Origin of the sequence: Actinoallomurus vinaceus (assembly GCF_039542055.1) — a bacterium.
GTDB lineage: Bacteria > Actinomycetota > Actinomycetes > Streptosporangiales > Streptosporangiaceae > Actinoallomurus > Actinoallomurus vinaceus.
In genome coordinates this window covers 459138-485617 of record NZ_BAABHK010000003.1, presented here as the reverse complement: position 1 = coordinate 485617, position 26480 = coordinate 459138, and the positions used below count along the sequence as shown (strand labels likewise).

Genomic DNA, 26480 nt, shown 5'->3' with positions numbered 1-26480 from the left:
GGACGATCAGGCCATCGGCGAGAGGACGGCGGAGCCCGTCGCGGACCGCCGTCGTGCGGCGGCGAAGCTCGCCGAGTTCCACGAACGCGCCGCGCGGTCGCGGTCTCCCGGAACGCCTCAGGCGATCGCCAGGCAACGCTCGCGCGGCAAGAAGACCGCCCGGGAACGCGTCGAACTGCTCCTCGATCCCGGTTCCTTCGTCGAAGTCGACGCGTTGGCGCGGAACCATTCGGCCGAGCTGGAGTCCGCCGACCGTCCGTACGGCGACGGCGTCATCATCGGCCACGGCACCGTGGACGGCCGGCCGCTGGCCGTGTTCGCCCAGGACTTCACGGTGTTCGGTGGCACGCTCGGCAAGGCGCACGGCGAGAAGATCTGCAAGATCCTCGATCTGGCCGCCAAGGTGGGCTGCCCGGTCGTGGGCATCAACGACGGGGCCGGTGGGCGGATCCAGGAGGGGGTCGTCGCCCAAGCGCTCTACGGCGAGATCTTCTTCCGGAACGTGCGCCTGTCGGGCGTCGTTCCCCAGATCTCGATGATCATGGGCCCGTGCGCCGGAGGCGCGGCGTACTCACCGGCGCTCACCGACTTCGTCGTGATGGTGGACAAGAGATCGCACATGTTCGTGACCGGCCCGGACGTGCTCTCCGTCGCCATGGGCGAGCGGGTGGGGCTCGAGGAACTCGGCGGCGCGCGGGTGCACAACACGCGCTCCGGCAATGCGCACTACCTCGCCACGGACGAGCAGGACGCGATCGACTACGTCCGGCAGCTGCTGTCCTACCTGCCCGACAACAATCACGACGCGCCACCCGCCTACGCGGCGGGGAGCGACCCGGACGGGACCGTGCTCGACTCACTGGTCCCCGGGTCCAGGAGCCGGCCGTACGACATGTACACGGTGCTGAACGCCATCGTCGACGACGGCGAATTCCTCGAGGTTCAGCCGCTGTTCGCCCCCAACATCATCTGTGCTCTCGGCCGGATCGACGGAAATTCAGTCGGCATCGTGGCGAATCAGCCCATGGAACTCGCCGGGTGCCTGGACATCGACGCGTCGGAGAAGGCCGCGCGATTCGTGCGGACGTGCGACGCCTTCAACATCCCGATCGTCACGCTGGTCGACGTGCCGGGATTCCTGCCCGGCTCCGAGCAGGAATGGAACGGAATCATCCGGCGCGGCGCGAAACTTCTGTACGCCTATGCCGAGGCCACCGTTCCGAAGATCACCACGATCATCCGTAAGGCCTACGGCGGAGCGTACGTCGTCATGGGTTCGAAGCACCTGCGCGCGGATCTGTGTTTCGCCTGGCCGACCGCCGAGATCGCAGTGATGGGCGCGGAGGCCGCCGTGAACATCCTGCACCGGGAGCAGCTCGGCGCCGCGGAGGATCCGGCGGGCATTCGCGCCAAGCTCATCGATGAGTACGACAAGACTCATTGCACGCCTTATCGCGCCGCCGAACGCGGTTATGTCGATGCGGTGATCGCTCCGTCCGACACCCGGAAGAGCATCGCCGACGCGCTGCGCATTATGAACAACAAGCGAGAGACGTCGCTGCCGAAACGGCACGGAAACATACCTCTCTGAAAACCTGTCCCATCTCGCTCTGGAACCTCCCCCATTCGTTGTGCTTGATGAGTCGGAGCCGCTCGTGGACGGAAAACGTCAACTGGACGAACCGGTCGCGGTCATCGGAATGGCCTGCCGCATGCCGGGAGAGGTCGACTCACCGGATGACCTCTGGCGGCTTCTCATCGAGAAGCGGGACCCGGTCCGGGAAGGCCCCTTCGACCGATGGGACATCGACGCCTTCTACGACCCGGATCGGGAGACGCCGGGCCGGTCCAACACGCGCTGGGCCGCCACGCTCGACGACATCGCCGGGTTCGACGCCGCGTTCTTCGGCATCTCGCCCGCCGAGGCGGCCTCGATGGATCCCCAGCACCGGCTTCTCCTCGAGGCCTCCTGGGAGGCTCTGGAGTACGCCGGAATGCCGCCGCGCGATGTCACGGGGACGCAGGGCGGTGTGTTCGTCGGGATCTGGAGCCAGGACAACTCGGTGCGCCTGGGCGCGCACTACGACAAGATCGATGCGTACGCCGGGACCATCGGGAACGTGCACAGCACGGCGGCGGGACGCGTCTCGTACGTGCTGGGGCTGCACGGGCCGTGCGTCGCCGTCGACACGGCCTGCTCGTCATCGCTGGTCGCGACCCATCTGGCCGTTCAGAGCCTGCGGACGGGGGAGTCCGACTTCGCGCTGGCCGGCGGGGTGAACGTCATGCTGAGCCCGGAGTTCATGCTCTCCGGGACCCGGTGGGGGATGTTCTCGCCCACCGGTCGCTGTCACGCCTTCGACGCTCGCGCCGACGGCCTCGTCAGAAGCGAAGGCGTCGGCGTCGTCGTCCTCAAACGGCTCGCGGACGCGCGGCGCGACGGCGACCGGGTGCTGGCGGTCATCCGGGGCTCCGCGATCAACCAGGACGGGCGGTCCCAAGGGCTGGTCCACCCGTCGGAGGACGCGCAGCGCATGGTCTACGCCGCGGCCGTCGAACAGGCGGGCATCGACCCCGGCCTCGTCGGGCTGGTGGAGACCCACGGCCCGGGGACGCCGGTCGGCGACCCGATCGAGTTCCGCGCGCTGTCCCCGATCTACGGGAACGGCACGGGACGCTGCGCGCTGGGCTCGGTGAAGTCGAACATCGGCCACCTGGAGTCGGCCTCGGGCATCGCGGGCCTCATCAAGGCCGTGCTCGCCGTCCAGCACGGCGTCATCCCGCCCAATCTGCACTTCCAGCGCTGGAACCCGAAGATCTCGCCGGACGGCACCCGTTTCTTCGTGCCGACCGAACCGAGCCCATGGCCGGTGGAGGCGCCGACGCGCCTGGCGGCGGTGTCCTCATTCGGCTTCAGCGGCACCAACGCGCACATCGTTCTGGAGGAGTACACGGACGGGCCGGTGGCCACGGAGCCGCGGACGGACTCCCCGCCGCGCCCGGCACTGGTTCCGCTGTCGGCGACCGCCCCGGAGATGCTGGGCACGGCCGCCGCGCGGCTCTCCCGGTGGCTGACCGGCGCCCGCGACCGCGTCGGCCTCGACGATGTGGTGCACACGCTGGCGGCACGGCGCTCGCACCACCGGGCGCGTACGGCGGTGGTCGCCGACTCGGTGGACGAGCTCATCGACCGGCTCGACCGGCTCGCCGAGGGCGATGAGGAGGACTCGCTCACCGGCACCGTACGCGACGCGGCGGGCGTGGGCGCCGTCTGGGTGTTCTCCGGCCAGGGCTCGCAGTGGGCCGGAATGGGGCGCCGCCTGCTCGACGAGGAACCGGTCTTCGCCGCGACGATCGCCGAACTGGAGCCGCTGATCGCCGCCGAGGCGGGGTTCTCCGTGACCGACACGCTGCGCGCTCCGACGGTGGTCACCGAGATCGACCGCGTCCAGGTCACCCTGTTCGCCGCGCAGGTGGCGCTGGCGGCGGTCTGGCGGTCCCTCGGCCTGCGGCCCGCCGCGGTGCTCGGGCATTCGATGGGCGAGGTGTCCGCCGCGGTGGTCTGCGGTGCCCTGTCGATGGAGGACGGCGTACGGGTCAGCTGCCGCCGCGCCGCGCAGCTGGTACCGCTGGCCGGCACCGGGGCGATGGCCTCGGTGGACCTTCCCCACCGGCAGGTCGAGGAGGAACTCCGGCAGGTGCCGGGCGTCACGGTGGCAGTGATCTCCGCTCCGTCGGCCACCGTGGTCGCGGGAGACCCGGAACCGGTCCGGCACCTGGTCGAACGCTGGCAGGAACGCGGGCTGACGGCCCGGTTCGTGGCCGCTGACGTGGCGGCGCACGGGCCGCATCTGGACCCGTACGCCCCTCGGCTGGTCGACGCGCTGTCCGACATCCGGCCCGAACGCCCCGACGTGCCGGTCTACTCGACCGTCACCGAGGATCCGCGCGAGACGGTGGCCTTCGACGGCGCGTACTGGGCGGACAACCTTCGCAAACCGGTCCGGTTCGCCAACGCCGTCCGGGCCGCGGCCGAGGACGGCCACACCGTGTTCGTCGAGGTGTCGGTCCACCCCATCGTCGGCCACGCGATGCGGGAGACGCTCCAGGAGATCGACGCGGACGCGATCGTCGCGCACACCATCCGGCGCGACAACGACGACCTGCGCACGATCACGGGCCAGCTCGCCCGCCTGTACTGCGCGGGCGTTCCCCTCGACTTCGGCCGGTACGCGGCCGGCTCGCTCGTCGAGGCCCCGGCGACCACCTGGAACCGGATCCGCCATTGGATCGACCTGCCGCTGCCCCACCCGGCGCGGCAGGCGGCGGGGGAGGAGATCCGGCCACCGCTGCTCGGCGCACACACGGCCGTGCCCGAGCCGGGACGCAGACATGTCTGGCAGGTCGATGTCGGCACCGGCGCACTGGCGTGGCTCGCCGATCACCAGGTGGAAGGCGTCACGGTCCTTCCGGGAGCGGCGTACTGCGAGACCGCGCTGGCCGCGGGGACCGAGTTCTTCGACTGCGCCGCGGAACACGTCCAGCTGTCCGACGTGCGCTTCGTCCGGTTGCTGCCGCTCGACGAGCACACGACGCTGTACACGTCGCTCACCCCGCGCGGCGAGGACACGGCGGTCGTCGAGATGCTCACCAAGGGTGACGGCGAGGACGAGTGGATCACTCACGCGACCGCCGAACTGCGCCGCCTGCCGCGGACCGCCCGTCCCGAGCCGGTCGACCTGACCGCGTTGCGCGCGGCGTACGAGGAGCGCATCGAGGTCGACGACCGCTACGCCGGACTCCGCGCCGACGGCTATCACCACGGCCGGGCCTTCGCCGGGGTGGAGAGCCTGCACCGGGCGGCCGACGGTGGGACGCTCGCGCGGGTGGGCGTGCCGCCCGCGGCCCGGGCGCTCGCCGGTCCGGTCCGGCTGCATCCCGTCCTGTTCGACGCGTGCCTGCAGACGCTTCTCATCTCGGCGGTCGCCGCGACCGGCAGCGCCGGATCACGGCTGCTGTTCCCCGTCGGCGTGGGGTCGCTGCGTGTCCTCGCTCCCGGTCGGACCGCCGCGTACTGCCAGACGACGCCGGCGGTGGTCTCGGAGGAAGGCGCGACCGGGACGCTTCGGCTGCTGGCCGAGGACGGGTCCGTGGTGGCCGAAGCCGCCGACGTGCGGTTCGCGCCGATGGAGGGGCCGGCGTCCGCCTCACGGCACGAGCGGTTGTTCCACGAGATCCGCTGGAGGCCGTTGCCGCTGGACCGTCCGGCCACGACCCGTGGCAGCTGGCTCGTCCTCGGCGACGGCGACGATCCGCTGCCGACGGCGTTGCACGCCGAACTGGCCGCGGCAGGGGCGGCCGCGACGCTGCTGAACGCCACCGCGCCCTGGGCGGCGGTGAGACGGACGTCGGCCTCCGTCACGGACGTCGTCGTCCTCCCGTCCCCGATGGCGTCGGCGGACCCGGAGATCGGGGACCGGTGCCGTGACGAGGTGATGCGCGTCGTCGAGCTGGCCGGACTGCTGTCCGAGGCCGGTGCGCCCCGGCTGTGGATCGTTACCCAGGGCGCTCAGCGCGTCACCGGGGATGAGGCGCCGGCGCTCGTCCACGGCGGGCTGCGTGGCGTCGCCCGGGTGGCGATGTGCGAGTATCCCGGCCTGCGCACGACTCTCGTCGACGTGGAGCCGGGCACCGGCGCGGTGGGCGACCTCGTCGCCGAGCTCTTCGCCGGGGGTTCGGACGACGAGATCGCGTGGCGGGGCGGCCGGCGGTGGGCGGCGCGGCTGGTGAACGCACCCGTCAGCGACGGAACCTGGCGGACCAGGCCACGGCGGACCCGGCGGTACGGCCGGGACCGTATCTCGCTCGACATCGCCCGGCCCGGCGACCTGGACACGATCGGCGCGGTCGCACGGCCGCGTCGCGAGCCGGCGCAGGGCGAGGTCGAGATCGAGACGCGGGCGGTCGGGCTCAACTTCGCCGACGTCATGCACATGCTCGACCTGTTCCCGGACCTGCACGGCACCTCCGGCCGGCTCGGCCTGGAATGCGCCGGTGTCATCGCCCGGGTCGGCCCCGGAGTGGACGACCTGCGGATCGGTGACCGGGTGATGGCGTTCCACGACGGTACGGCCGACACCTTCGTCACGCTGCCCGCCGAGACGGTCGTCCCGGTACCCGACGGCATGACCGACGTCCAGGCCGCCGGCGTGCCGGCCGCCCACCTGACCGCCTGGTACGCGCTGACGCGGGTCGGCCGCCTCACCGCCGGCGAGCGGATCCTCATCCACGCGGGGACCGGGGGCGTCGGCCTGGCCGCGATCGCCATCGCCCGGTCGCTCGGCGCGGAGGTCCTCGCCACCGCCGGCAGCGAACGCAAGCGCGAGTACCTCCGTGAGCTGGGCGTCGAGCACGTGATGGACTCCCGGTCACTGGACTTCGCCGCCCAGACCCTCGCCGCCACCGGTGGTGAGGGGGTCGACGTGGTGCTGAACTCGCTGTCCGGGCCGGCTCTGTTCGCCGGTCTGGACGTTCTGAACATCGGCGGACGGTTCATCGAGATCGGCAAACGCGACATCTACGCCAACGCCAAGCTGGGTCTGCTGGCCCTTCGCCGCAACATCACGGTGACCGCCGTGGATCTGGCCCTTCTCGGCCGCGAGCGCCGTCCGCTGATCCGGGAGCTCCTGACCGAACTCCGTGAGGAGTTCACCGCCGGCCGGCTCGCCCCGCCGGCCTGCACCGAGTTCGCCTTCACCGAGGCGGCGACGGCGCTGCGGCACATGGCCGCCGCCAAGCACATCGGCAAGCTGGTCCTGACCGTGCCCCGGCAGGGCGAGGCCGACGTGGCGCTCCCTCCCGGCGGCAGGCCGGTCGTACGCCGCGGCACGAGCTACGTCGTCACCGGCGGGCTCGGCGGCCTCGGCCTGGAACTGGCCCGTTGGCTCGCCGGCCAGGGCGCCGGCCGGATCGTGCTGGGCGGCAGGTCGGCGCCGTCGGAGACCGCGGCCGCCGCGCTCGCCGGGATCCGTGCCGGTGGCACGCAGGTGGAGGTCGTCCGCGGTGACATCGCCGAACCGGGCGTGGCCGAGCGGCTGGTCGCGGCGGCGACCGCGGACGGACGGACGCTGTCCGGGGTGCTGCACGCCGCGGCCGTCCTCGATGACGGCGCCCTGAGCAATCTGGACGCCGAGCGGTTCGACCGCGTGTGGCGGCCGAAGGTGACGGGCGCCTGGCGGTTGCACGAGGCGACCGCCGGCCTTCCGCTCGACTGGTTCGTGTTGTTCTCATCCGTGGCGTCGCTGCTGGGCAGCCCGGGACAGGGCAACTACGCCGCGGCCAACGACTGGCTCGACTCCTTCGCCCGGTGGCGGCGCTCCCGTGGGCTGCCCGCCCAGGCGATCAACTGGGGCGTCTGGGGTGAGGCCGGCCGGGCCACGGAGCTGGGGCACCGCGGGTATGCCGCGTTCAGCACCGCCGAAGGCCTGCGCTCACTGGCGGAGCTGATCGACCACGAGCGGACCAACGCGGGCGTGTTCGTCCACGATCCCGAGCACTGGTTCCACGCCGCCCCGAGCGCGGCCGACTCCGCCTTCTTCGCGGAGATGCCGATCCGGCAGGCCACCGAATCCGGCGTCATCGGCGACGACGGCATCACCGCCCGGCTCCGGGCCGCGCCGCCCGAAGAGCGAAGCAGGATCGCCCTGAGCCACCTCGGCACGTGCACGCGAGTGATCCTCGGGCTGAGCAGCGCCTCGATCGACTCGACCACGGTGCTGTCCGACCTCGGATTCGACTCGCTCACCGCGCTGCAACTGCGCAACCGGCTCGAAGTGGACCTGCGGGTGAAGCTTCCCGCCACCCTCGTGTGGACTCATCCCACGGCGGGAGAGCTGGTGGGTCAGCTGCTGGAACATCTCGATCTGGAGGTCCGCGACGTTCCACCCGCCGGCAAGGGTGATGCGACCGGGCGCTGGTTCCGGACGTTCGCTCCACGGCGCGAGGCGACGACGCGGCTGTACTGCTTCCCGCACGCGGGAGGTTCGGCGTCGACCTACCTGCCCTGGACGGACCTGCTGCCCGGGCATGTCGAGTCGCACGCCGTCCAGCTGCCCGGGCGTGAGGACCGCGCGGAGGAGGAACCGCGCACCGACCTGTTCGCGCTCGCGGATGAGCTGGCGTCGATGATCGCGGCGAATCCGGACGCACGCCCGTTCGCGTTCTTCGGGCACAGCGGCGGGAGCCTGCTGGCGTTCGAGACCGCACGCGCCCTCTGGCACGGCCACGGCATCGCGCCGGTGACGCTGGGGCTCTCGGCGATGCCGGCGCCCGACGGCCCGGGAATGGACGAGCTGTCCGAACGCCTCTTCCGCGAAGAGAGTCCCGAGGCCCTGGAGGCTCTCGCCTTCATTCCCCCGGAGATCCGGCGTGAGCCGGCCCTGCTCGAACGCGCCAGGCGTGCGCTGACGTACGACTACGCCCTGTACCGCGCCTGGCGGTTCAAGCCGGCGTCCGGTCCGCTCGGCTGCCGCATCGTCGTGTTCGCCGGCGACGACGACCCACTCTGCCGACCCGAACACCTGGAGGGGTGGGCGGAGCAGACGACCGGCTCCGTGACGACGCACGTCTACCCGGGCGATCACTTCTACCTCCGGAACCACCTCCCGGAGATGATCGGACGGCTCACGAAGTCCTTCGAGGCCTGAAAGGCGTCAGCCGCTCCCGCGCGTCACCGCCGCTACCGGCACGGTGGAAGGCCGGGTGCCGGTGCCCGCTCGCCGGCGGACCGCAGACGGCCGTGGGCGGGGCTGGCCGGGGCTACCGGCATGGTCGAAGGCCCGGTGCCGGTGCCCCGCCGGCCAGCTGGCCGCAGACGGCCGTGGGCGCGGCCCCGACGTCGCGGCCGGTGACCTTGACCAGCGTGAGCGCCCGGCGGCCGGAGCCGCCGCTCACGTGCTGGTCGTCGGTGAAGTCGATCACTCCGGTGGCTCCCTGGTAGCTGAGGTTCGGGAGTGTGAGCAGGACCGAGCCGGAGGTGACCGACGCGCTGCCCGGAGTCCGGGGGCCGTCGTGCGCGGCGAGGTTCAACGTCCCGAAGGCGTTCTCCGCCGCCCGGGCCAGCGCGGAGGCCGAGTCGTACGTCATCACCATCTGGCCGTCCGCCAGCAGCGCCGAGCGGTCCGCCGGGCCGATCCCCAGCTCGTTCCGGGCCAGGACGAAGAACGGGTTGTCGGCGTCGCGGCCGCCGGCCACGAGGTTCGGCAGGTAGGTGTGCGTCGTGTAGTAGACGGTCATCGACCGGGGCAGCAGCACGTCGGTGGGGCCGGTGCCGAACCGCGACCGCGCCACCTCGTCCCCGCCGAGCACCGTCAGCTCGCGGCCGGCGCAGCCGCCGTCGCGCAGGGCGTTGATCAGGCCGCTGAGGTCCTCGGTCCGTCCGGCGAAGTACACCAGGTCGTAGCGGGCGTCCGTCGAGCTGCGGCAGGCCGCCCGGACCTTGCCGCCGATGTCGTCGGTGCCGTCGTAGCGCAGCATGGTGGAGGACGGGTCGACCTGCAGCGCTCTCCGGGCGTCCTCGGCCAGCTCCGCGCCGTAGTCGTTGCCCGATCCGGGGGAGCGGTAGACGATCAGCGTCCGCCCGGCCCGCCGGCCTCCCAGGGCCTTGCGGGCGACCATGGCCTCGTCGTTGTCGGTCGCGGCCAGGCCGTAGAAGTGCGGCAGCGCGCGGAGGGTGTCGGAGGAGTTGACCGGGGCGACGACGGCCAGGCCGGCGGCGTTCAGCCGGCGGATCGCCTGCTGCGACTCGGCGGTGTTGCGGCCGAAACCCGCCACACCGACGACCGTGCGATCCCGGCGCGCCATGGCGAGGATGCGGTCCGCGGCGATCTTGGAGAAGGCCATGTCCTGGCCCGCGTTCACGGCGAGGAGCCGGATCTTCAGGGGATTGTCGCCGCCGCCGGACTCGGACCGGTTGTTGCTCCGCTGCGCGAGGTACGCGCCGGCCAGCTCGCGGATCGTGCTCACCGCGCTGCTCTCCTGGCCGTTGGCGGCCGTCAGCATCCCGGCGAACAGGATCGTCACGTAGGGCCGGTGGGTGCCCAGCACCCAGGCGTTCTCCGCCGTGATCCGGTCCTCCAGGTCGGCCAGGGTGATCTGGCCGGCGGTGTGAGCGGGGTTCGGCCTGGAACGTCCTCCGTCCAGCGCGGTGCTGACCGGTCCGCGTTCGAAGCGGACGCCCCTCGTGGCGATCCCGACGCACTCACGGCTGCCCGCCGAGTCGGTCCGCAGCCGGGTGTCGGTGTTGGCGAAGAACAGGGCCTGCACGCTGCAGTGCGTCGAGGTGAGCTGGGCGTGCAGGTACGACCCGCCGACGGCGAGGGCGGCCAGGAGCGCCAGCAGCGACCGGCCCGACCACAGCCAGGTCCACCGCGGGCGGATCCGGTGCTTCAGCGGCTGGGGCGCCGCCCGGATCGGGCTGTCGACGGGAATGGGCAGCCGCAGCAGCCACGGCAGGGCCACCTGCGCGCTGGGGCCCTGGGCGCGGGCGAGGGACTCGAGCCACTGCTCGTAGCGCGCCAGCGGGGAGAGCGCGTCCGCGGTGCGGCGGACGCCGGGCAGGTCGTCGATGTCGGCCCGGTGGGCGTGGTCGACGGAGGCCACGACGAGCAGCGGATGCAGCTCGCTGCGTCGGCTGCGCACGTCGCTCATCGCCAGCAGCAGCGCGACGCCGCCGTTCCGCCGGGTGACGTTCTTGAGGAACACGACGGAGGGCACGGGCCGCTTGAATCCCCGCAGCGTGGGGGACAGCTTGCGGTGCCGCGCGCGCAGGTCCTCCAGGAAGGCGAAGGTCTTGGTCTGCAGCCACGACTCCGCCGAGGCGGCCGAGGCGATCGTACGGGCCTGGTTGATGTGGTCGAGTTCGCGGTTCAGCCGTCCGTCGAACCCTCGGTTGCCCTGGACGGCGAAGAACGACGAGGCGGCGAGCCACCGGTAGCGAGTGCCGAACCCGACGCGGGACAGGATCGGCAGCCAGATCCTCCGGTTCATCAGCCCGGCGGCGAGGGCGACGGCGCCCAGCAGGATGAGGCACATCATCAGCAGAGTGCCGGTGCGCGTCTTGTCCGCGACGCCCTGGGCGATGCCGCCGAAGATCGCGGCGACCAGGACGATGACGGTCGACCACCACACGGGCGCGGTCAGGGGCCGCCGCGTCCACGGAAGCAGGACGGCCGCGTCGTACCACTCCTCGGCCGGCGTGGTCGTGGAGGGATGCGCGCTGTTCTTCTCCGCGGCGTTCTCGACCGCCTGCTCGAAGGACCGGACGAGGTCCGACCGGGGGAACCGGTAGCGGCCGGCGGTAGAGCGGTCGCCGGGCCAGGCGTTCGGCCTGGCCAGCGCGTCCAGCAGGCCGATCTCGGCCGGAGCGGTCCTCTCAGGTGCCGTGCCGTCTCCCGCCGTGTTCTCTGGCCCACGGTCGCCGGCGCGGGGTCCCGTGTCGTCCGGCCCGTGGTCGGCGGCGCGCGGGGCCGGCGAGTCGGGGAGCGACAGGGCGAGGTGCGGGATGTCCGCCGCGGCGGCCGCCTGGGCCAGGGCATCGACGTACGCGCCGGCGTCCACGCCCGGATCCGTCGCCTCGAGGACCATGAGGGGGAGCGCCTGGCTCCCGAGGCGCCACGGATGCGCCCTGGTGCGCTTGTCGAGCAGCTCCAGGAGCTCGCGGCCGACCTGGGTGCTCAGGACGTCCTCGGCCGCCTTGGCGGGCCCCGTGACACTCACGCCGCAACCCCCGCGAGATCGGAACGGGCGACGGTGATCGACCGCCGTGAATGCAGCGTACGAGCCGAAACGGGCACCTTCACGACAGGTGGGGATGCGTCCCGACCGGAACCTCAAATCGGGACAGAGGGCCACAATCCCCTCGTGCCGGCCCGCTCCCGGGCCGGCGCGAAAGGTGCTCTCAGGCGTCGGTGATCCGGTTCAGGCGCTCCAGCGCGTCGGCGAACTCCTCGATCATGTCGTAGACGACCTGACGGGCGGGTTTCACCGTGTTCATCTGCCCGACCACCTGGCCGACGAAGTAGTTGGCCAGCTGCCGGGCGCCCTCGTTGCCGGACTCCGCGGCCTTGCCGATGGGTGCCATCGCGCCCTCGGCGACGATCATCTGCAGCGGCATCGGCAGCGGGCCGGGGCTGTCGGGGGAGTCCCACTCGTCGGTCCAGGCGGAGCGGAGCTGCCGCGCCGGCTTGCCCGTGCGCGACCGCGAGCGGACCGTGTCGCGGGAGGTCGCCGCGAGCATCTTCGCCTTCACCGCGGGCAGCGTCTCGGCCTCCTCGGTGGTCAGCCAGACCGAGCCGCACCAGACGCCCGACGCGCCGAGGGCCAGCGCCGCGGCCATCTGCCGCCCGGTCGCGATGCCGCCCGCCGCGAGCACGGGCAGCGGCGCGACGGCGTCGACGACCTCCGGCACGAGCACCATCGTGGAGATCTCGCCGGTGTGGCCGCCGGCCTCGCCGCCCTGCGCCACGATCAGGTCGACTCCGGCCTCGACCTGGCGCCGCGCGTGTTCGACCGTGCCCACCAGCGCCGCCACGGGCACCCCGGCGGCGCGGGCCCGCTCCACCATGACCGGCGGGGGCGGGCCGAGCGCGCTGGCGATGAGCCGGATCGGATGGGCCAGCGCCACGTCGATCAGCTCGGTCGCGCCCTGCTGGGTGACCTGGCGTCCCACGCCGTCGACGCGGGCGTCGGCGGCCGTCTCCGGCACCGGCACGCCGTACTTCTCGAACAGGCCCTTCAGGAACTCCCAGTGCTGCGGCGGCACGGCGGACAGCAGCGAACCCGAGCCCTCGGCCGCCTCCTTCGCGATCTTGCCGGGGACGAGGACGTCGACGCCGTACGGGCGGCCGCCGACGTGGTCGTCGATCCAGCGCAGCTCCTCCTCGAGACGGTCGGGGCTGTACGCGACCGCGCCGAGCACGCCGAAGCCGCCCGCGTTGGTGACCGCCGCGACGACGTCGCGGCAGTGGCTGAAGGCGAACAGCGGGAACTCGATCCCCAACCTGTCACAGACCTCGGTCTTCAATCCTGCTCCTCGAAAACGGGATGGCTCTCGCCCTCGTCCGGGTGGACGAAGCGCGCACGCAGTGGCAGGCCTTCACGCGGGGCGGTCACCCGGTCCAGCCGCCCGTACATCCACGGTCCCTCGGCGAGCTCCACCAGCGCCAGCGGCGCCGTCTCGCCGCCGGGGAGGTGCGCGACCGCCCACGACACCAGGGTCGCCCGGCCGCTCGCCTCGGCCCAGGTGAGCTCCGCGGCGCCGCACGCGGGGCAGCCGCCGGCGTCGGGCGCGTACCAGCGGTCGCAGGGAACGCACCGCCGGATCATCAGCCGGTCCTCCGCCGCGCCGTCGAAGAACGGGCCGGAGCGGCCGTCGCGTCGCACGACGCCTGGGTCCTCTACCGCGCTCATCGGCGTCCCCTCGGGTCCGGGCCGACGATCAGCGTGGAGTGGTGATCGAGGACGCCGCCGTTCCCGCTGACCAGGATCAGGTCGTTGCCGGGCGCCTGGCGGGCGCCGCCGTCGCCGCGCGCCTGGATGACGGCCTCCGACAGCGGCGTCATTCCCCACAGGTAGTACGACGACAGCTGCCCGCCGCCGGTGTTGGTCGGCAGCGTCCCGCCGGGGCCGAGCGCGCCGCTCGCGGCGAACGCGCCGCCCTCGCCCTTGGCGCAGAAGCCGTAGTCCTCCAGGGACACGAGGACCGTGAAGGTGTAGCAGTCGTAGAGCTGGCACATGGTGATCTCGGCGGGCGTGACGCCGGCCATCTTCATCGCGGCCGGGCCGGAGATCGCCGCTCCCGTCGTCAGGCCGAAGTCGCTGCCGCGTTCGAGCCGGTGCCCGGGGTGCCCCTGCCCCCAGCCCCAGAGGTACACCGGCGGCCGCGCCAGGTCGCGGGCGCGCTCGGCGCTCGTGACGATCACGGCGATGCCGCCGTTGGAGACCAGGCAGCAGTCGAGGAGGTGGAGCGGCTCGACCACCCAGCGGGACTCCTGGTGGTCACGCAGCGAGATCGGCTCGCGCAGCTGGGCGCGGGGGTTGCCCGCCGCCCAGGCGCGAGTGCTGACGGCGATCGCGCCGAGCTGCTCGCCGGTCGTGCCGTACCGGGCCATGTGCCGCCGGGCGGCGAGCGCGTAGTAGGCCGTCACGCTGCGGAATCCGTGGGCGGCGCGCAGCCCGTCCAGGCCGTGCCACTCGCGGGCGTCGCGGTGGTACGCCGAGCCCGCGGAGCTGCCGGGACGCAGCGGCGCGTCGGCGAACACGCAGGCGACGGCGGTCGCCGAACCGGCGGCGACCGCGGACGCGGCGTGGGCCACCATCGCGCCGGCGGTCGCGCCGAAGGAGTTCATCTGGACGAGCAGGCGCAGGTCGCGCAGGCCCAGGGTGTGCGCCAGCTCGACGCCGGGGGAGCCGGACATGCCCGGGGCGACGATGAGGCCGTCGAGGTCGGTCAGGGCGAGCCCCGCGTCGGCCGCGGCCGCGCGCACGGCCTGCGCGGCGAACCGCCGCGGGCTCAGGCCGTACACCTTGCCGAGCTCGGTCATGCCCAGCCCGGCGATCGCCGTCTCAGCCATGACTCACCGTCGCCGCCTCACTCTCGCGGTACGTTCGAACCCACCGTACCGAATCATATTCGGATTCGGGTGAGCCGACCGGTCACCTCCTCGCGGCGAAGACCGGTCGCGGGCGGGTCACCGTTTGCGGGCACGGCGGGTCGGGGGCGGGTCACCGTCTCCGGGGACGCCGGTCGGCGGTGGCTCACCGCCTCGCGGTGAAGGCGGTGACGAGGGCGTCGACCAGGGCGCGGCCCGCCTCGCCCGATGGGTCGAGCTCCGGGTCGTAGATGCCGACGTGCATGCCGACCGCGCGCGGATCGGCCAGCAGGATCGCCAGCGCCTCGGTGAACTCCGGGAAGGACAGCCCGTCGGGGTTGGGGGAGTCGACCGCCGGCATGACGCTCTTGTCGAGCACGTCCGCGTCGATGTGGATCCAGTACCCCTCGACGGGCGCGGCCGCCAGGTCCCGGCGCCCGGCCTCGGTGGCGGCCGCCGCGCCGTGCTCACGGACGTACTCGATCGGATACCGGTGGATCGGCGAGGTCTGGAAGGGCTCGTTGTCGTACAGCACGAGGTCCTCCGGCTCGTACTGCACGCCGATGTGCACGGCGTGCTCCTCGGCGACGTACGGCCCGAGGCCCTCGAGGTCGGCCAGCGCGGCCGGACCGTGCCCGGTGGCGAGCGCCAGCCCCATGCCGCCGGCGGCGAACCGGCCGTGGCGGCTCTCCGGGTCCCGGAGCGGGGAGTAGTCGTCGTGGCCGTCGAGGTAGACGAGGCCGTACGCGCCGCGCCGCCGCAGGGCGAGGACCGGTCCGAGCACGATGCCGCAGTCGCCGCCGAGGACGAGGGGGAACCGGCCCTCGTCGAGGATCCGCCCGACGCGGTCCGCGAGCCGTACGGAGAAGTCCGCGATGGCCGGGCCGTTGCGGAAGCCGGTCACCGGCTCGTCGGCGAAGGAGTACGGCGGGGGCTCGACGCCGCCGGCGTCGGTCGCGCCGAGCCGGTCGACGAGGTCGTGGCCGCGCAGGGCGGCGGCCAGGCCGCGGACCCCGGGCTGGTGGCCGTCGTACGGCGGCCGCAGCCCGAGGTTCGACGGAGCGTCCAGTACGGCGATCGACCGCGTCACGTGCACCACCTAAGTCGTTTTGGTGGTTACATCTTGTCGGCGGCGGATCCGGCCGTCAACGGGCGAAGCGGTCCGTGGCCTCGATGAGGTGGTGCAGGATGCCGGGCTCGATGTAGGCGTGGCCCGCGTCGTCGACGATGTGGAACTCCGCCTCCGGCCAGGCCTTGTGCAGGTCCCACGCCGTCGCCGCCGGCGTGCAGACGTCGTAGCGGCCCTGGACGATCACGGCGGGGATGTGCCGGATCTTGTCGACGTCCCGGATCAGCTGCTCGTCCTCGAAGAATCCGCCGTTGACGAAGTAGTGGTTCTCGATCCGGGCGAACGTCACCGCGTAGTCGGGCTCGCCCTGCTCGGCGATGATCTCCGGGTCGGGACGCAGCGTGATCGTCGAGCCCTCCCAGACGCTCCACGCCTGCGCCGCCGGGATCCGTACGTCCGGGTCCGGGTCGTTCAGCCGCTCGGCGAACGCGGCGATGAGGTCGTCCCGCTCGTCCTCGGGGATCGGGGCGACGTACTTCTCCCACAGATCGGGGAAGAGCAGCGACGCGCCCTCCTGGTAGAACCAGTACAGCTCGAACGGCCGCAGCGTGAAGATCCCGCGCAGGATCAGCTCGGTCACCCGGTCCGGGTGCGTCTCGGCGTACGCCAGGGCCAGCGCGCTGCCCCACGAGCCGCCGAAGACCTGCCAGCGTTCGATGCCCAGGTGCTCCCGCAGCCGTTCCATGTCCGCGACGAGGTTCCACGTGGTGTTGTGCTCCAGCGAGACGGCAGGGTCGCTCGCGTGCGGTCGGCTGCGCCCGCAGTTGCGCTGGTCGAACAGCACGATCCGGTACTTCTCCGGGTCGAACTGGCGCCGGTGACCCGGTGTGCATCCGCCACCGGGGCCGCCGTGCAGCATCACCGCGGGCTTACCGTCGGGGTTGCCGCAGACCTCCCAGTAGATCTGGTCGTCGTCGCCGACGTCGAGCAGGCCGGAGTCGTACGGCTCGATCGGCGGGTAGAGCGTTCTCATGATCAAATATTCTTTCCATTCCGACGCGCGGACGATTCCACAGAGTGACCATGGACGGCGCTCTGTTGTGTCACCGCTGGTCACAGCCGTCTTATCATGTCTCGAAGATCTCGAAATCATCACGAGTCGTGCGCCACACCTTGCGTGACATGGCAGACAGCTTGGTGAGACGCCCTTAGAGTTCCCTATGTGAGCGATCTCAACGGTTCGGGCGGTTCCTATGCCCCGGAGGGCGCGGGGTCGTCGTGGGCGCCCAGTAACGCCAACCTCCCGGCGCGTCCTGGTGACGCGGACCAACCGGCCGAGGTGGTCGACCGGCTGAGACAAATGGCGGACATGCTCGCCGGCGCGCTGGCGCAGGGCGAGCAGAAGGTCGCCGAGGCCAAGCAGGACGCCGAGGCGAAGATCGCGGCGGTGCGGGGCGAGCGCGAGTCGGCCAAGCAGGAGGCCTCATCCGCCTGGCAGGAGGTGGAGCGGCTGCGCACCCAGGCGCAGCAGGCGCAGGCCACCGCGCGCCAGATGCTCGCCGAGCGCGAGTCGGCCAAGCAGGACGCCGCCTCGGCGCTGCAGGAGGTCGAGCGCATCCGCGCCTCCCACGACCAGATGGAGCAGCGCGCCGAGCAGGCCGAGGCCGCCGTCCGGCAGATGATGACCGAACGCGAGTCCGCGCAGCGTGAGGCGGCGACGGCGCGGCAGGAGACGGCCGCCGAGCGGCAGGCCAAGGAGCAGGCCGAGGCCACCGCCCGCCAGCTGATGGTCGAACGCGAGGCGGCGCAGCAGGAGACCGTCGCCGAGCGGCAGTCCAAGGAGCAGGCCGAGGCGCACGCCCGCCAGCTCATGGTCGAACGCGAGGCCGCCCAGCAGGAGACGCTCGCCGAACGGCAGTCCAAGGAGCAGGCCGAGGCCGCGGTCCGCCAGATGATGGCCGAGCGCGAGGTGGCCCAGCAGGAGACGCTCGTCGAGCGTCAGGGCAAGGAGCAGGCCGAGGCCGCCGTCCGCCAGCTCATGGCCGAGCGGGAGGCCGCCCAGCAGGAGACGTTCGCCGAACGCCGGCTGAAGGAGCAGGCCGAGGCCACCGCGCGGCAGCTCATGGCCGAGCGCGAGGCCGCGCAGCAGGACGCCACCGCCGCCTGGCAGGAGGTCGACCGCATGCGCGCCCAGGTCGAGGAGATGGGGCAGCGCGTCGAGCAGGCCGAGCTGACCGCCCGGCAGGCGATGTCGGAGCGCGACTCGGCCAAGCAGGAGGCGCAGACGGCCTGGCAGGAGGGCCTGCGGGCGCGGGCCCAGGCGGAGCAGTCCGAAGCGGCCATGCGCCAGGCCCTCACCGAGCGCGACCAGGCGCAGCAGGAGACGGTCGCCGCCCGCCAGGAGACCGACCAGGCCCTCGCGCAGGCACGGCAGGCCGAACAGCGCGCCGAACAGTCCGAGGCCGCCGTACGCCAGCTGATGGCCGAGCGGGAGGCCGCCCAGCGGGAGGCCGGTACGGCCTGGCAGGAGGTCGAGCGCCTGCGCGTCCAGACCGAGCAGGCCGAGGCCGCGATGCGGCAGGCGTTCACCGAGCGCGACCAGGCACGGGTCGCCGCCGACCAGTCCAGGGCCGCGGCCGAGCAGTCCGAGGCGACCGCCCGGCAGGCCTTCGCCGAACGCGACCAGATGCGCGAGGACCGCGACGAGGCGCACCGCTCCGCCGGGGAGGCCCAGACGGCGCGCAAGGCGGTCGAGGGCGAGCGCGACCGGTTCTCCCAGCACGCGGCCGAGCTGTCGCAGTCTCTCGAGGCCGCGAAGTCCGAGCTGAACACCCTGCGGGCCAAGGCCGCCGACCTGGAGGCGAAGGCGCTGACCCACCAGCAGACGGCGGCGGCCTCGGCGAAGGAGGCCGAGGACGCACGCCGCCGCGTCCAGGAGCTCGACGCCGACCGGCGCCGGGCGCTCGACCAGGCGACCAAGGCCGAGTCCGGCCGGGACCTCGCCGAGCGGGGACAGGCGCGGGCCCAGTCGGAGCTGGCGCAGGCGCAGCGCCGGGCCGAGGACGCCGTCCGCGAACGCGACCAGGCCCTCACGCAGGCACGGCAGGCCACCACCGAACGCGACGCCGTCGTCAAGAAGCTGGAAGAGCGCGAGCAGTGGGTCGACCAGCTCGCCGAGGCCGTCACCCAGCAGCGCGACGCCCTGTCCGCGCTGTCCAGCGAGCGGGACCAGGCGCGGACCGCGGCCGACCAGGCCCGGAAGATCATCGATGAGCTCTCCGGCCAGCTGCAGGGCGGGATGTCGCAGAACTCCACCGGGAGCTACGCCAACGGCTACCGCTGACCGGCCCGCCACGCGCGACCGCGGCCACGCGAACGGCGATCGCTGACCGGTCTGCCGTGCGCGTCGGCGGCGACGCCTGCCGCCGTCGCGGACCGGGGCGCCGGGCGCCGCCATCAATCGGAATGCCGGACGCCGTCGATCGGCCCGTGCGCGACGGCGGCCACGCCGTCGCGGATCGAGGGTGTCGGACGCCGCCGTCGATCGGCCCGCCGTGCGTGTCGACGGCCACCCCCTGCCGCCGTCGCCGACCGGGGTGCCGGACGCCGTCGATCGGATCGCCGGGCACGGCAGGGAGCCGTGCGATCGGCTGCCGTTGATCGGATCGCCGGACGCTACCAGGAGAGTCGCCTGTTATTCTGGTGGCCCGTGGACATTCGGCCGTTCGCCACGCCGGTGAACGCCGCGACAACGACCACGGGAGCGTCTTTCTTGCCTTCGGCAGTCATTGGTGGAGCCACCCGGGCCACCAAGCATCTCTTCGTCACCGGCGGTGTCGCCTCGAGCCTCGGCAAGGGGCTCACGGCCTCCAGCCTCGGGCGGCTGCTGACCCTGCGGGGTCTGCGCGTCACCATGCAGAAGCTCGACCCCTACCTCAACGTCGACCCCGGAACGATGAACCCGTTCCAGCACGGTGAGGTCTTCGTCACCGACGACGGGGCCGAGACCGACCTCGACGTCGGCCACTACGAGCGGTTCCTGGACACGGAGCTGCACGGTTCGGCCAACGTCACGACCGGCCAGGTCTACTCCAACGTGATCGCCAAGGAGCGGCGCGGGGAGTACCTCGGCGACACGGTCCAGGTCATCCCGCACATCACCAACGAGATCAAGGACCGAATCCGCGGCATGGCCGGTCCCGACGTCGACGTGGTCATCACCGAGGTCGGCGGCACGGTCGGCGACATCGAGTCGCTGCCGTTCCTGGAGGCCGTGCGGCAGATCCGGCACGAGATCGGCCGGGACAACTGCTTCTTCCTCCACGTCTCGCTGCTGCCCTACATCGGCCCGTCCGGCGAGCTGAAGACCAAGCCGACGCAGCACTCCGTCGCCGCGCTGCGCAGCATCGGCATCCAGCCCGACGCGATCGTGTGCCGTTCGGACCGGCCCATCACCCAGGGGCTGAAGAACAAGATCAGCCTGATGTGCGACGTGGACGCCGACGCCGTGGTCTCGGCGGTGGACGCGCCCAGCATCTACGACATTCCCAAGGTCCTGCACACCGAGGGGCTCGACGCGTACGTCGTGCGCCGCCTCGGCCTGCCGTTCCGCGACGTCGACTGGAAGCAGTGGGACGACCTGCTGCACCGTGTCCACCACCCCTCCCACGAGGTCACGATCGCGCTCGTCGGCAAGTACATCGACCTGCCCGACGCGTACCTGTCGGTGACGGAGGCGCTGCGGCACGGCGGGTTCGCCAACGACACCCGGGTCAACATCCGCTGGGTCAAGAGCGACGACTGCCAGACGCCGGAGGGCGCGGCCCGGGAGCTCGGCGGCGTCGACGGCGTCCTGATCCCCGGCGGGTTCGGCGTGCGTGGCATCGAGGGCAAGGTGTCGGCCGCCCGCTACGCCCGCGAGAACGGCATCCCCACGCTCGGCATCTGCCTCGGCCTGCAGTGCATGGTCATCGAGGCGGCCCGGTCCCTGGCCGGCATCGAGGGCGCCAACAGCGCCGAGTTCGACGAGAAGGCCGCCGACCCGGTGATCGCCACGATGGCCGACCAGGTCGACGTCGTCGCGGGCGAGCGCGACATGGGCGGCACGATGCGGCTCGGCCTCTACCCGGCCGACCTCGCCGAGGGCTCGCTGATCCGCGAGATGTACGGCGCGGCCAAGGTCGAGGAGCGCCACCGGCACCGCTACGAGGTCAACAACGCCTACCGCGACGAGCTGGCAGCGGCCGGCCTGGTGTTCTCCGGCCTGTCCCCGGACGAGCGCCTCGTCGAGTACGTCGAACTGCCCCGCGACCGGCACCCGTTCTACGTCGCCACCCAGGCGCACCCGGAGTTCCGGTCCCGGCCGACCCGGGCGCACCCGCTGTTCGCCGGACTCATCGCCGCCGCACTGGGCGAAGCCGGGGACCGATGAGCGGGCCGGAAGGGCGCGACATGGCCCGGCCTGAGGGGCGCGGCGACCGGAGCGGCGCGGGAAAGGCCCCCTGGCGGCTGAGCGGGGGGCACCGATGAGCGGCAAGAACGGCGTCGCCGACGAGCCCTGCCGCTGGGAGACCGTCGGCAGCGAGCAGCGGTTCGAGGGCGCCATCATCGAGGTGCGCACCGACCGCGTCCGGATGCCGAACGGCGGGAAGTCCGAGGTGGTCGGGCGCGACGTCGTCGTGCATCCGGGGTCGGTCGGCGTGATCTGCCTGGACGACGAGGAGCGGGTCCTGCTGCTGAGGCAGTACCGCCACCCCATCGGTTACCTGCTGTGGGAGCCGCCGGCCGGGCTGCGCGACGTCAAGGGCGAGCCGCCGTGGCGCACCGCGGCCCGCGAGCTGGCCGAGGAGGCCGGCTACCGGGCCCGCGAGTGGCACACCCTGCTGGACGCCTGCACGTCGCCCGGCATGACGAACGAGCGGACGCGGATCTTCCTCGCCCGGGGGCTCAGCGAGATCTCCGCGGACGAGGACGACTTCGAGCGCATCCACGAAGAGGCCGATATGCCGATCGCGTGGCTGCCGCTCGACGACGCTGTCGCGGCCGTACAACGCGGCGCGGTCCACAATCCCCTTGCCGTCATGGGTATCTTGTCGGTCTACGCCGCCCGGGCCACGGGCTTTCGCGACCTGCGCGCACCCGACGCCCCCGAGTGGTGACCCCCGTCCGCCACGACTCGTCGGGATGAGGTGCCGCGCTGATATCCGCCGCCGGTGAAGAGGTCGGACGATCGTTGCAGGCGCAGGTCCGGGCCTACCTCGACCATCTCGCGGTCGAGCGCGGCCTGGCCGCCAACACGTTGAGCTCGTACCGGCGTGACCTGCGCCGTTACGTCGACGCGCTGACCGTGCGCGGCCGTACGGCGATCGGTCAGGTCGGTGAGGACGACGTCGTGTCCTTCCTGGCGGCGCTGCGGGAGGGCGACGACGCGCACCCCCCGCTGGCGGCCGGGTCCGCGGCCCGCGCGGTCGTCGCCGTGCGCGGCCTGCACCGGTTCGCGGTCCGGGAGGGCATGTCGGCGGCCGACCCGGCCCGGGACGTCAAACCGCCCGTGCCGCCGCGCCGGCTGCCCAAGGCCATCGGCATCGGGGAGGTCGAGCGGCTGCTGGCCGTCGCCGGGCCCGCGGACACCCCGCGCGGGATGCGCGACCGCGCCCTGCTGGAGCTGCTGTACGGCACCGGGGCGCGCATCTCCGAGGCCGTCGGCCTGGCCGTCGACGACGTCGAGCTGGACGACGCGGTCGTGCTGCTGCGCGGCAAGGGCGGCAAGGACCGGGTCGTGCCGGTCGGCCGGTACGCCCGCGAGGCCCTGGAGGCCTACCTCGTCCGGGCCCGCCCGGCGCTGAACGTCCGCGGCCAGGGCGGCCCGGCGCTGTTCCTGAACGCCCGCGGCGGTCGCCTGTCGCGGCAGAGCGCCTGGTCGACCCTGCGGTCGGCGGCGGCGCGCGCCGGGCTCGAGGACGTCTCTCCGCACACGTTGCGGCATTCTTTCGCGACACACCTGCTCGACGGGGGCGCGGACGTTAGGGTGGTGCAGGAGTTGCTGGGCCACGCGTCGGTCACGACGACCCAGGTGTACACCCTGGTCACCGTCGACCGGCTGCGCGAGGTCTACGCATCGGCACATCCGCGTGCGCTGGGGTGATTAGGATGCTCGCGCGGTGCGTCGCCTTGCCCGCCCCACTTGACAGGCCCTAGAGTCCCCATCTACGGCAATCCGCAGCCGCCGGGGAGGTTCGAGGAGCTGGTGACTGAGCCCAGCGAGCAGGAGAGAGCACGTTCGGAAATGGCGCTCTCGACCGCCATCGCGACCGATCCGCGTGACGCAGCGCCACTCGGGCCCACGCTGCGTCCGATTCCGTCGTTCCCGGACCCGGTGCCGTTGGCCGAGCACGGGCCGGCCCGCATCGTCTCGGTCTGTAACCAGAAGGGCGGCGTCGGCAAGACGACGACCACGATCAACCTCGGCGCCTCGCTCGCGGAGCAGGGCCGCCGGGTGCTGCTCGTCGACTTCGACCCGCAGGGGGCGCTGTCGGTCGGCCTGGGCAAGGGCGACCCGCGCCAGCTCGACCTGACGATCTACAACCTGCTCATGGAGCAGGGCGTGGAGACCGAAGAGGCCATCCTGCCGACCAGCGTCGAGGGCATGGACCTGCTGCCCAGCAACATCGACCTGTCCGGCGCGGAGGTCCAGCTCGTCCACGAGGTCGGCCGCGAGTACATCCTCGGCGGGCTGCTCAAGCCGGTCGTCGCCGACTACGACTACATCATGATCGACTGTCAGCCGTCGCTGGGCCTGCTGACCGTCAACGCGCTCACCGCCAGCCAGGGCGTCCTGGTGCCGTTGGAGTGCGAGTACTTCGCCATGCGCGGCGTCGCGCTGCTCATGGAGACGATCGAGAAGGTCAAGGGCCGGCTCAATCCCGAGCTGACCATCGACGGGTTCCTGGCCACCATGTACGACTCACGGACCCTGCACACCCGCGAGGTGCTCGGCCGGATCGTGGAGGCATTCGGCGAGCAGGTCTTCCACACGGTCATCAACCGCACGGTCCGCTTTCCGGACGCGACGGTCGTCGGCGAGCCCATCACCCGGTTCGACCCGTCGTCCATGGGCGCGAACGCCTACCGGGAGCTGGCCAAGGAGGTGCTGCAGAGGTGGCAGCTCGCCGAGTGATCCTCCCGCGCGCGGCCGGCCGCCCGGCCCGCGCCGCCGCGGTGACCTGCCCCAGGCCGTACGCGCCGACACGGCGTCGCAGGGGAGTCCGTGACCTCGACTACCGTTGACGAGGTGGGCGAGCAGGCGGAAGAGGAGCAGGAGGGCGGGTTCCGGGTCCATCTCGACAACTTCGAGGGGCCGTTCGACCTGTTGCTCGGGCTGATCTCCAAGCACAAGCTCGACATCACCGAGGTGTCCCTGCACAAGGTCACCGACGAGTTCATCGCCCACATCCGGTCCCACGGCAGCGACTGGGACCTGGACCAGGCGAGTCACTTCCTCCTGGTGGCCGCCACGCTCCTGGACCTCAAGGCCGCCCGGCTGATCCCCTCCGGAGAGGTCGAGGACGAAGAGGACCTGGCGCTGCTGGAAGCCCGCGACCTGCTGTTCGCGCGGCTCCTGCAGTACCGCGCCTACAAGGAGGTCGCGGCGCTGTTCGCCGGCCGGATCGCCGACGAGTCGCGCCGGTTCCCGCGTACGGTCCCCATGGAGCCGCAGTTCGCCAACCTCCTGCCGGAGGTGCTGCTCGGCCTGGGGCCGGACAAGTTCGCCGCCTTGGCCGCCCGGGCGCTCGCGCCGAAGCGGCCGCCCACCGTCTCGATCGAGCACATGTACGCCCCGCAGGCCAGCGTGCGGGAGCAGGCGGACATCCTCGTGGCCCGCCTGCGTGAGCTGGAGCGCGCCACCTTCCAGGTCCTGACCGCCGACTGCGCGGGCACCTTCGAGGTCGTCGCCCGCTTCCTGGCCCTCCTGGAGCTCTACCGTGAGAAGGCCGTCTCCTTCGAACAGGACGAGCCCCTCGGCGAGCTGCACGTCACCTGGACGGCGACCGGCGAGGGCGAGATCAAGGTCGGCGACGACTACACCGGCCGACCGACGGAGTCCGACGATGACTGACACGCCATTCCCCGACCCCGAGCAGATCCCCGCCCCGCGCGTCGGCGAGACGCCCCTGGAGTCCCACGACGTACGCCCCGCCCCACCCGCCCCGCCCGAGAGCGGCCCGGAGACGAATGCGTCCGAGAGCGATCCTGAGACGGACGTGTCCTCGAGCGGCTCGAAGGCTAATGCCTCCGTGAGCGGCCCGGAGGCGGATGCGCCTGAGAGCGGTCCTGAGACGGGCGTGTCCCTGAACGGATCGGAGGCGGGGGCCTCCGCGAGCGGCCTGGAGACGGCTCCGTACGCGGGCGGCCGGGAGGCCGGCGGTCCGTCCGGCGAAGACCCGGGGACGTCCGTGGCGTCCGAGGGGCCGCAGGAGGGCGAGCCGTCGCTGCGGGCGGGGCTGGAGGCGATCCTGCTGGTCGTCGACGAGCCGGTGCCGGAGGTGACGCTCGCCCAGATCCTCGAGCGGCCCCGCCACGAGATCGCCGCGACGCTTCGTGAGCTCGCCGCGGAATACACCGCCCAGGGCCGGGGGTTCGACCTAAGAGAGATCGCCGGTGGGTGGCGCTTCTACACGCGGGACACCTGTGCGCCGCTCGTCGAACGCTTCGTCCGGGACGGCCAGCAGGCGAGGCTGACTCAGGCTGCTCTGGAGACGCTCGCCGTGGTCGCCTACCGGCAGCCGGTGAGCCGGGCGCGGGTCTCGGCCATCCGGGGCGTCAACAGCGACGGTGTGATCCGCACGCTGACGCTGCGGGGCCTGATCGAGGAGGCGGGCCACGACCCGGAGCACCAGGCGGTGCTCTACCGTACGACCGGCTACTTCCTCGAGCGGCTCGGCCTGAACGACTTGGACGAGCTGCCCGATCTCGCCCCCTACCTACCTGACGACCTGGAAGGCATAGAGGAACTCCAGCAGTGAACCAGACGAATGAGGGCGTACGACTGCAGAAGGTGCTCGCGGAGGCGGGTATCGCGAGTCGGCGCGCCTGTGAGGACCTGATCGCCGCCGGCCGGGTCACCGTGGACGGCGAGAAGGTGACGTGGTTCGGCGCCCGCGTCGATCCGCAGACCGCCGTGATCCACGTCGACGGCAAGCGCATCCCGACCCGTACCGAGCTTCGCTACTACGCCCTGAACAAGCCCAGGGGCGTCGTCAGCACCATGTCGGACCCGAGGGGGCGTAAGACCCTCATCGACTACGTCGGCGACGTTCCCGAGCGCCTGTTCCACGTCGGGCGGCTCGACACGGAGACCGAGGGCCTGATCCTGCTGACCAACGACGGAGAGCTGGCCAACCGGCTGATGCACCCGAGCTACGGCGTCAGCAAGACCTACCTCGCCGAGGTCCACGGGCCGATCGACCGCGACCTCGGCCGCCGGCTCAAGAAGGGCGTCAAGCTGGCGGACGGGTTCGCCAAGGCCGACGCGTTCCGGATCTTCGACCAGGTCGGCAAGCGGGTTCTCGTCGAGGTGACCCTCCACGAGGGCCGCAAGCACATCGTCCGGCGTCTGCTCGCGGAGGTCGGCTACCCGGTCCAGCAGCTGGCGCGCATCGAGTTCGGCCCGGTCAAGCTCGGGCGGCTTAAGTCCGGGACGATCCGTGCGCTGACCACCAAGGAGATCGGCGAGCTGTACGCCGCCGTGGAGCTCTAGAACGCCG

The 26480-nt window shown here is 72.2% G+C and carries 16 protein-coding genes; 10 read left to right on the top strand and 6 right to left on the bottom strand.

The annotated features are described in order from the left end of the window. Window positions 1–13: 13 nt before the first annotated feature. Both ABEA24_RS13210 and ABEA24_RS13205 read left to right on the top strand, forming a co-directional pair. On the top strand, window positions 14–1591 hold the full coding sequence (locus ABEA24_RS13210; protein WP_425551189.1) for an acyl-CoA carboxylase subunit beta: 1578 nt from the start codon (window positions 14–16) through the stop codon (window positions 1589–1591). A 64-nt stretch (window positions 1592–1655) separates the two neighbouring features. Continuing rightward, window positions 1656–8705, top strand: coding sequence for an SDR family NAD(P)-dependent oxidoreductase (locus ABEA24_RS13205; protein WP_345431046.1), 7050 nt, complete (start codon window positions 1656–1658; stop codon window positions 8703–8705). 112 nt (window positions 8706–8817) lie between these two features. On the opposite strand, the gene ABEA24_RS13200 is transcribed toward ABEA24_RS13205, so the two are convergent. The 6 genes from ABEA24_RS13200 to pip all read right to left on the bottom strand — a co-directional run bounded on the left by ABEA24_RS13200 (window position 8818) and on the right by pip (window position 16750). Beyond that, window positions 8818–11775, bottom strand: a complete 2958-nt coding sequence (locus ABEA24_RS13200; RefSeq protein ID WP_345431045.1) for a type 1 periplasmic-binding domain-containing protein — start codon at window positions 11773–11775, stop codon at window positions 8818–8820. 181 nt (window positions 11776–11956) lie between these two features. Beyond that, window positions 11957–13081, bottom strand: coding sequence for an NAD(P)H-dependent flavin oxidoreductase (locus tag ABEA24_RS13195; RefSeq protein WP_345431044.1), 1125 nt, complete (start codon window positions 13079–13081; stop codon window positions 11957–11959). Further along, complete coding sequence (locus ABEA24_RS13190; RefSeq protein WP_345431043.1) at window positions 13078–13467, bottom strand: Zn-ribbon domain-containing OB-fold protein; 390 nt, start codon at window positions 13465–13467, stop codon at window positions 13078–13080. Before ABEA24_RS13190 ends, ABEA24_RS13195 begins: the two co-directional genes overlap by 4 nt. Further along, a complete protein-coding gene (locus ABEA24_RS13185) occupies window positions 13464–14630 on the bottom strand; it encodes a thiolase C-terminal domain-containing protein (protein ID WP_345431042.1) in 1167 nt (388 codons plus the stop codon). The genes ABEA24_RS13190 and ABEA24_RS13185 overlap by 4 nt, the downstream gene beginning before the upstream one ends. Window positions 14631–14814: 184 nt before the next feature. Continuing rightward, entirely contained in the window at window positions 14815–15738 is a 924-nt protein-coding gene (locus tag ABEA24_RS13180; RefSeq protein ID WP_345431041.1) for an arginase family protein, read from the bottom strand. Window positions 15739–15793: 55 nt separating this feature from the next. Further along, window positions 15794–16750, bottom strand: coding sequence for a prolyl aminopeptidase (gene pip / locus ABEA24_RS13175; RefSeq protein ID WP_345431040.1), 957 nt, complete (start codon window positions 16748–16750; stop codon window positions 15794–15796). Between the two features lie 189 nt (window positions 16751–16939). Between pip and ABEA24_RS13170 the strand changes: the two genes are divergently transcribed. From ABEA24_RS13170 to ABEA24_RS13135, 8 genes are all read left to right on the top strand, one after another. Next, a complete protein-coding gene (locus ABEA24_RS13170; protein ID WP_345431039.1) occupies window positions 16940–19060 on the top strand; it encodes a coiled-coil domain-containing protein in 2121 nt (706 codons plus the stop codon). A 429-nt stretch (window positions 19061–19489) separates the two neighbouring features. Beyond that, complete coding sequence (gene pyrG, locus ABEA24_RS13165) at window positions 19490–21148, top strand: CTP synthase (RefSeq protein ID WP_345431038.1); 1659 nt, start codon at window positions 19490–19492, stop codon at window positions 21146–21148. A gap of 94 nt (window positions 21149–21242) precedes the next feature. Continuing rightward, on the top strand, window positions 21243–21875 hold the full coding sequence (locus ABEA24_RS13160) for an NUDIX domain-containing protein (RefSeq protein ID WP_345431037.1): 633 nt from the start codon (window positions 21243–21245) through the stop codon (window positions 21873–21875). A gap of 74 nt (window positions 21876–21949) precedes the next feature. Continuing rightward, complete coding sequence (gene xerD / locus ABEA24_RS13155) at window positions 21950–22861, top strand: site-specific tyrosine recombinase XerD (RefSeq protein ID WP_345431036.1); 912 nt, start codon at window positions 21950–21952, stop codon at window positions 22859–22861. Between the two features lie 141 nt (window positions 22862–23002). Next, entirely contained in the window at window positions 23003–23893 is an 891-nt protein-coding gene (locus ABEA24_RS13150) for a ParA family protein (RefSeq protein ID WP_345431438.1), read from the top strand. A 114-nt stretch (window positions 23894–24007) separates the two neighbouring features. After that, entirely contained in the window at window positions 24008–24832 is an 825-nt protein-coding gene (locus tag ABEA24_RS13145) for a segregation and condensation protein A (RefSeq protein WP_345431035.1), read from the top strand. Window positions 24833–25169: 337 nt separating this feature from the next. Continuing rightward, window positions 25170–25739 (top strand): SMC-Scp complex subunit ScpB, encoded by a 570-nt coding sequence (scpB, locus tag ABEA24_RS13140; RefSeq protein WP_345431437.1) that lies wholly within the window; start codon window positions 25170–25172, stop codon window positions 25737–25739. Then, a complete protein-coding gene (locus ABEA24_RS13135; protein WP_345431034.1) occupies window positions 25736–26473 on the top strand; it encodes a pseudouridine synthase in 738 nt (245 codons plus the stop codon). Before scpB ends, ABEA24_RS13135 begins: the two co-directional genes overlap by 4 nt. Window positions 26474–26480: the final 7 nt, after the last annotated feature.

Coding starts and splice junctions, on each gene's coding strand:
- ABEA24_RS13190 (WP_345431043.1), bottom strand. CDS start 13,467: ATGAGCGCGGTAGAGGACCCAGGCGTCGTGCGACGCGACGGCCGCTCC.
- ABEA24_RS13185 (WP_345431042.1), bottom strand. CDS start 14,630: ATGGCTGAGACGGCGATCGCCGGGCTGGGCATGACCGAGCTCGGCAAG.
- pip (WP_345431040.1), bottom strand. CDS start 16,750: ATGAGAACGCTCTACCCGCCGATCGAGCCGTACGACTCCGGCCTGCTC.
- ABEA24_RS13160 (WP_345431037.1), top strand. CDS start 21,243: ATGAGCGGCAAGAACGGCGTCGCCGACGAGCCCTGCCGCTGGGAGACC.
- ABEA24_RS13150 (WP_345431438.1), top strand. CDS start 23,003: ATGGCGCTCTCGACCGCCATCGCGACCGATCCGCGTGACGCAGCGCCA.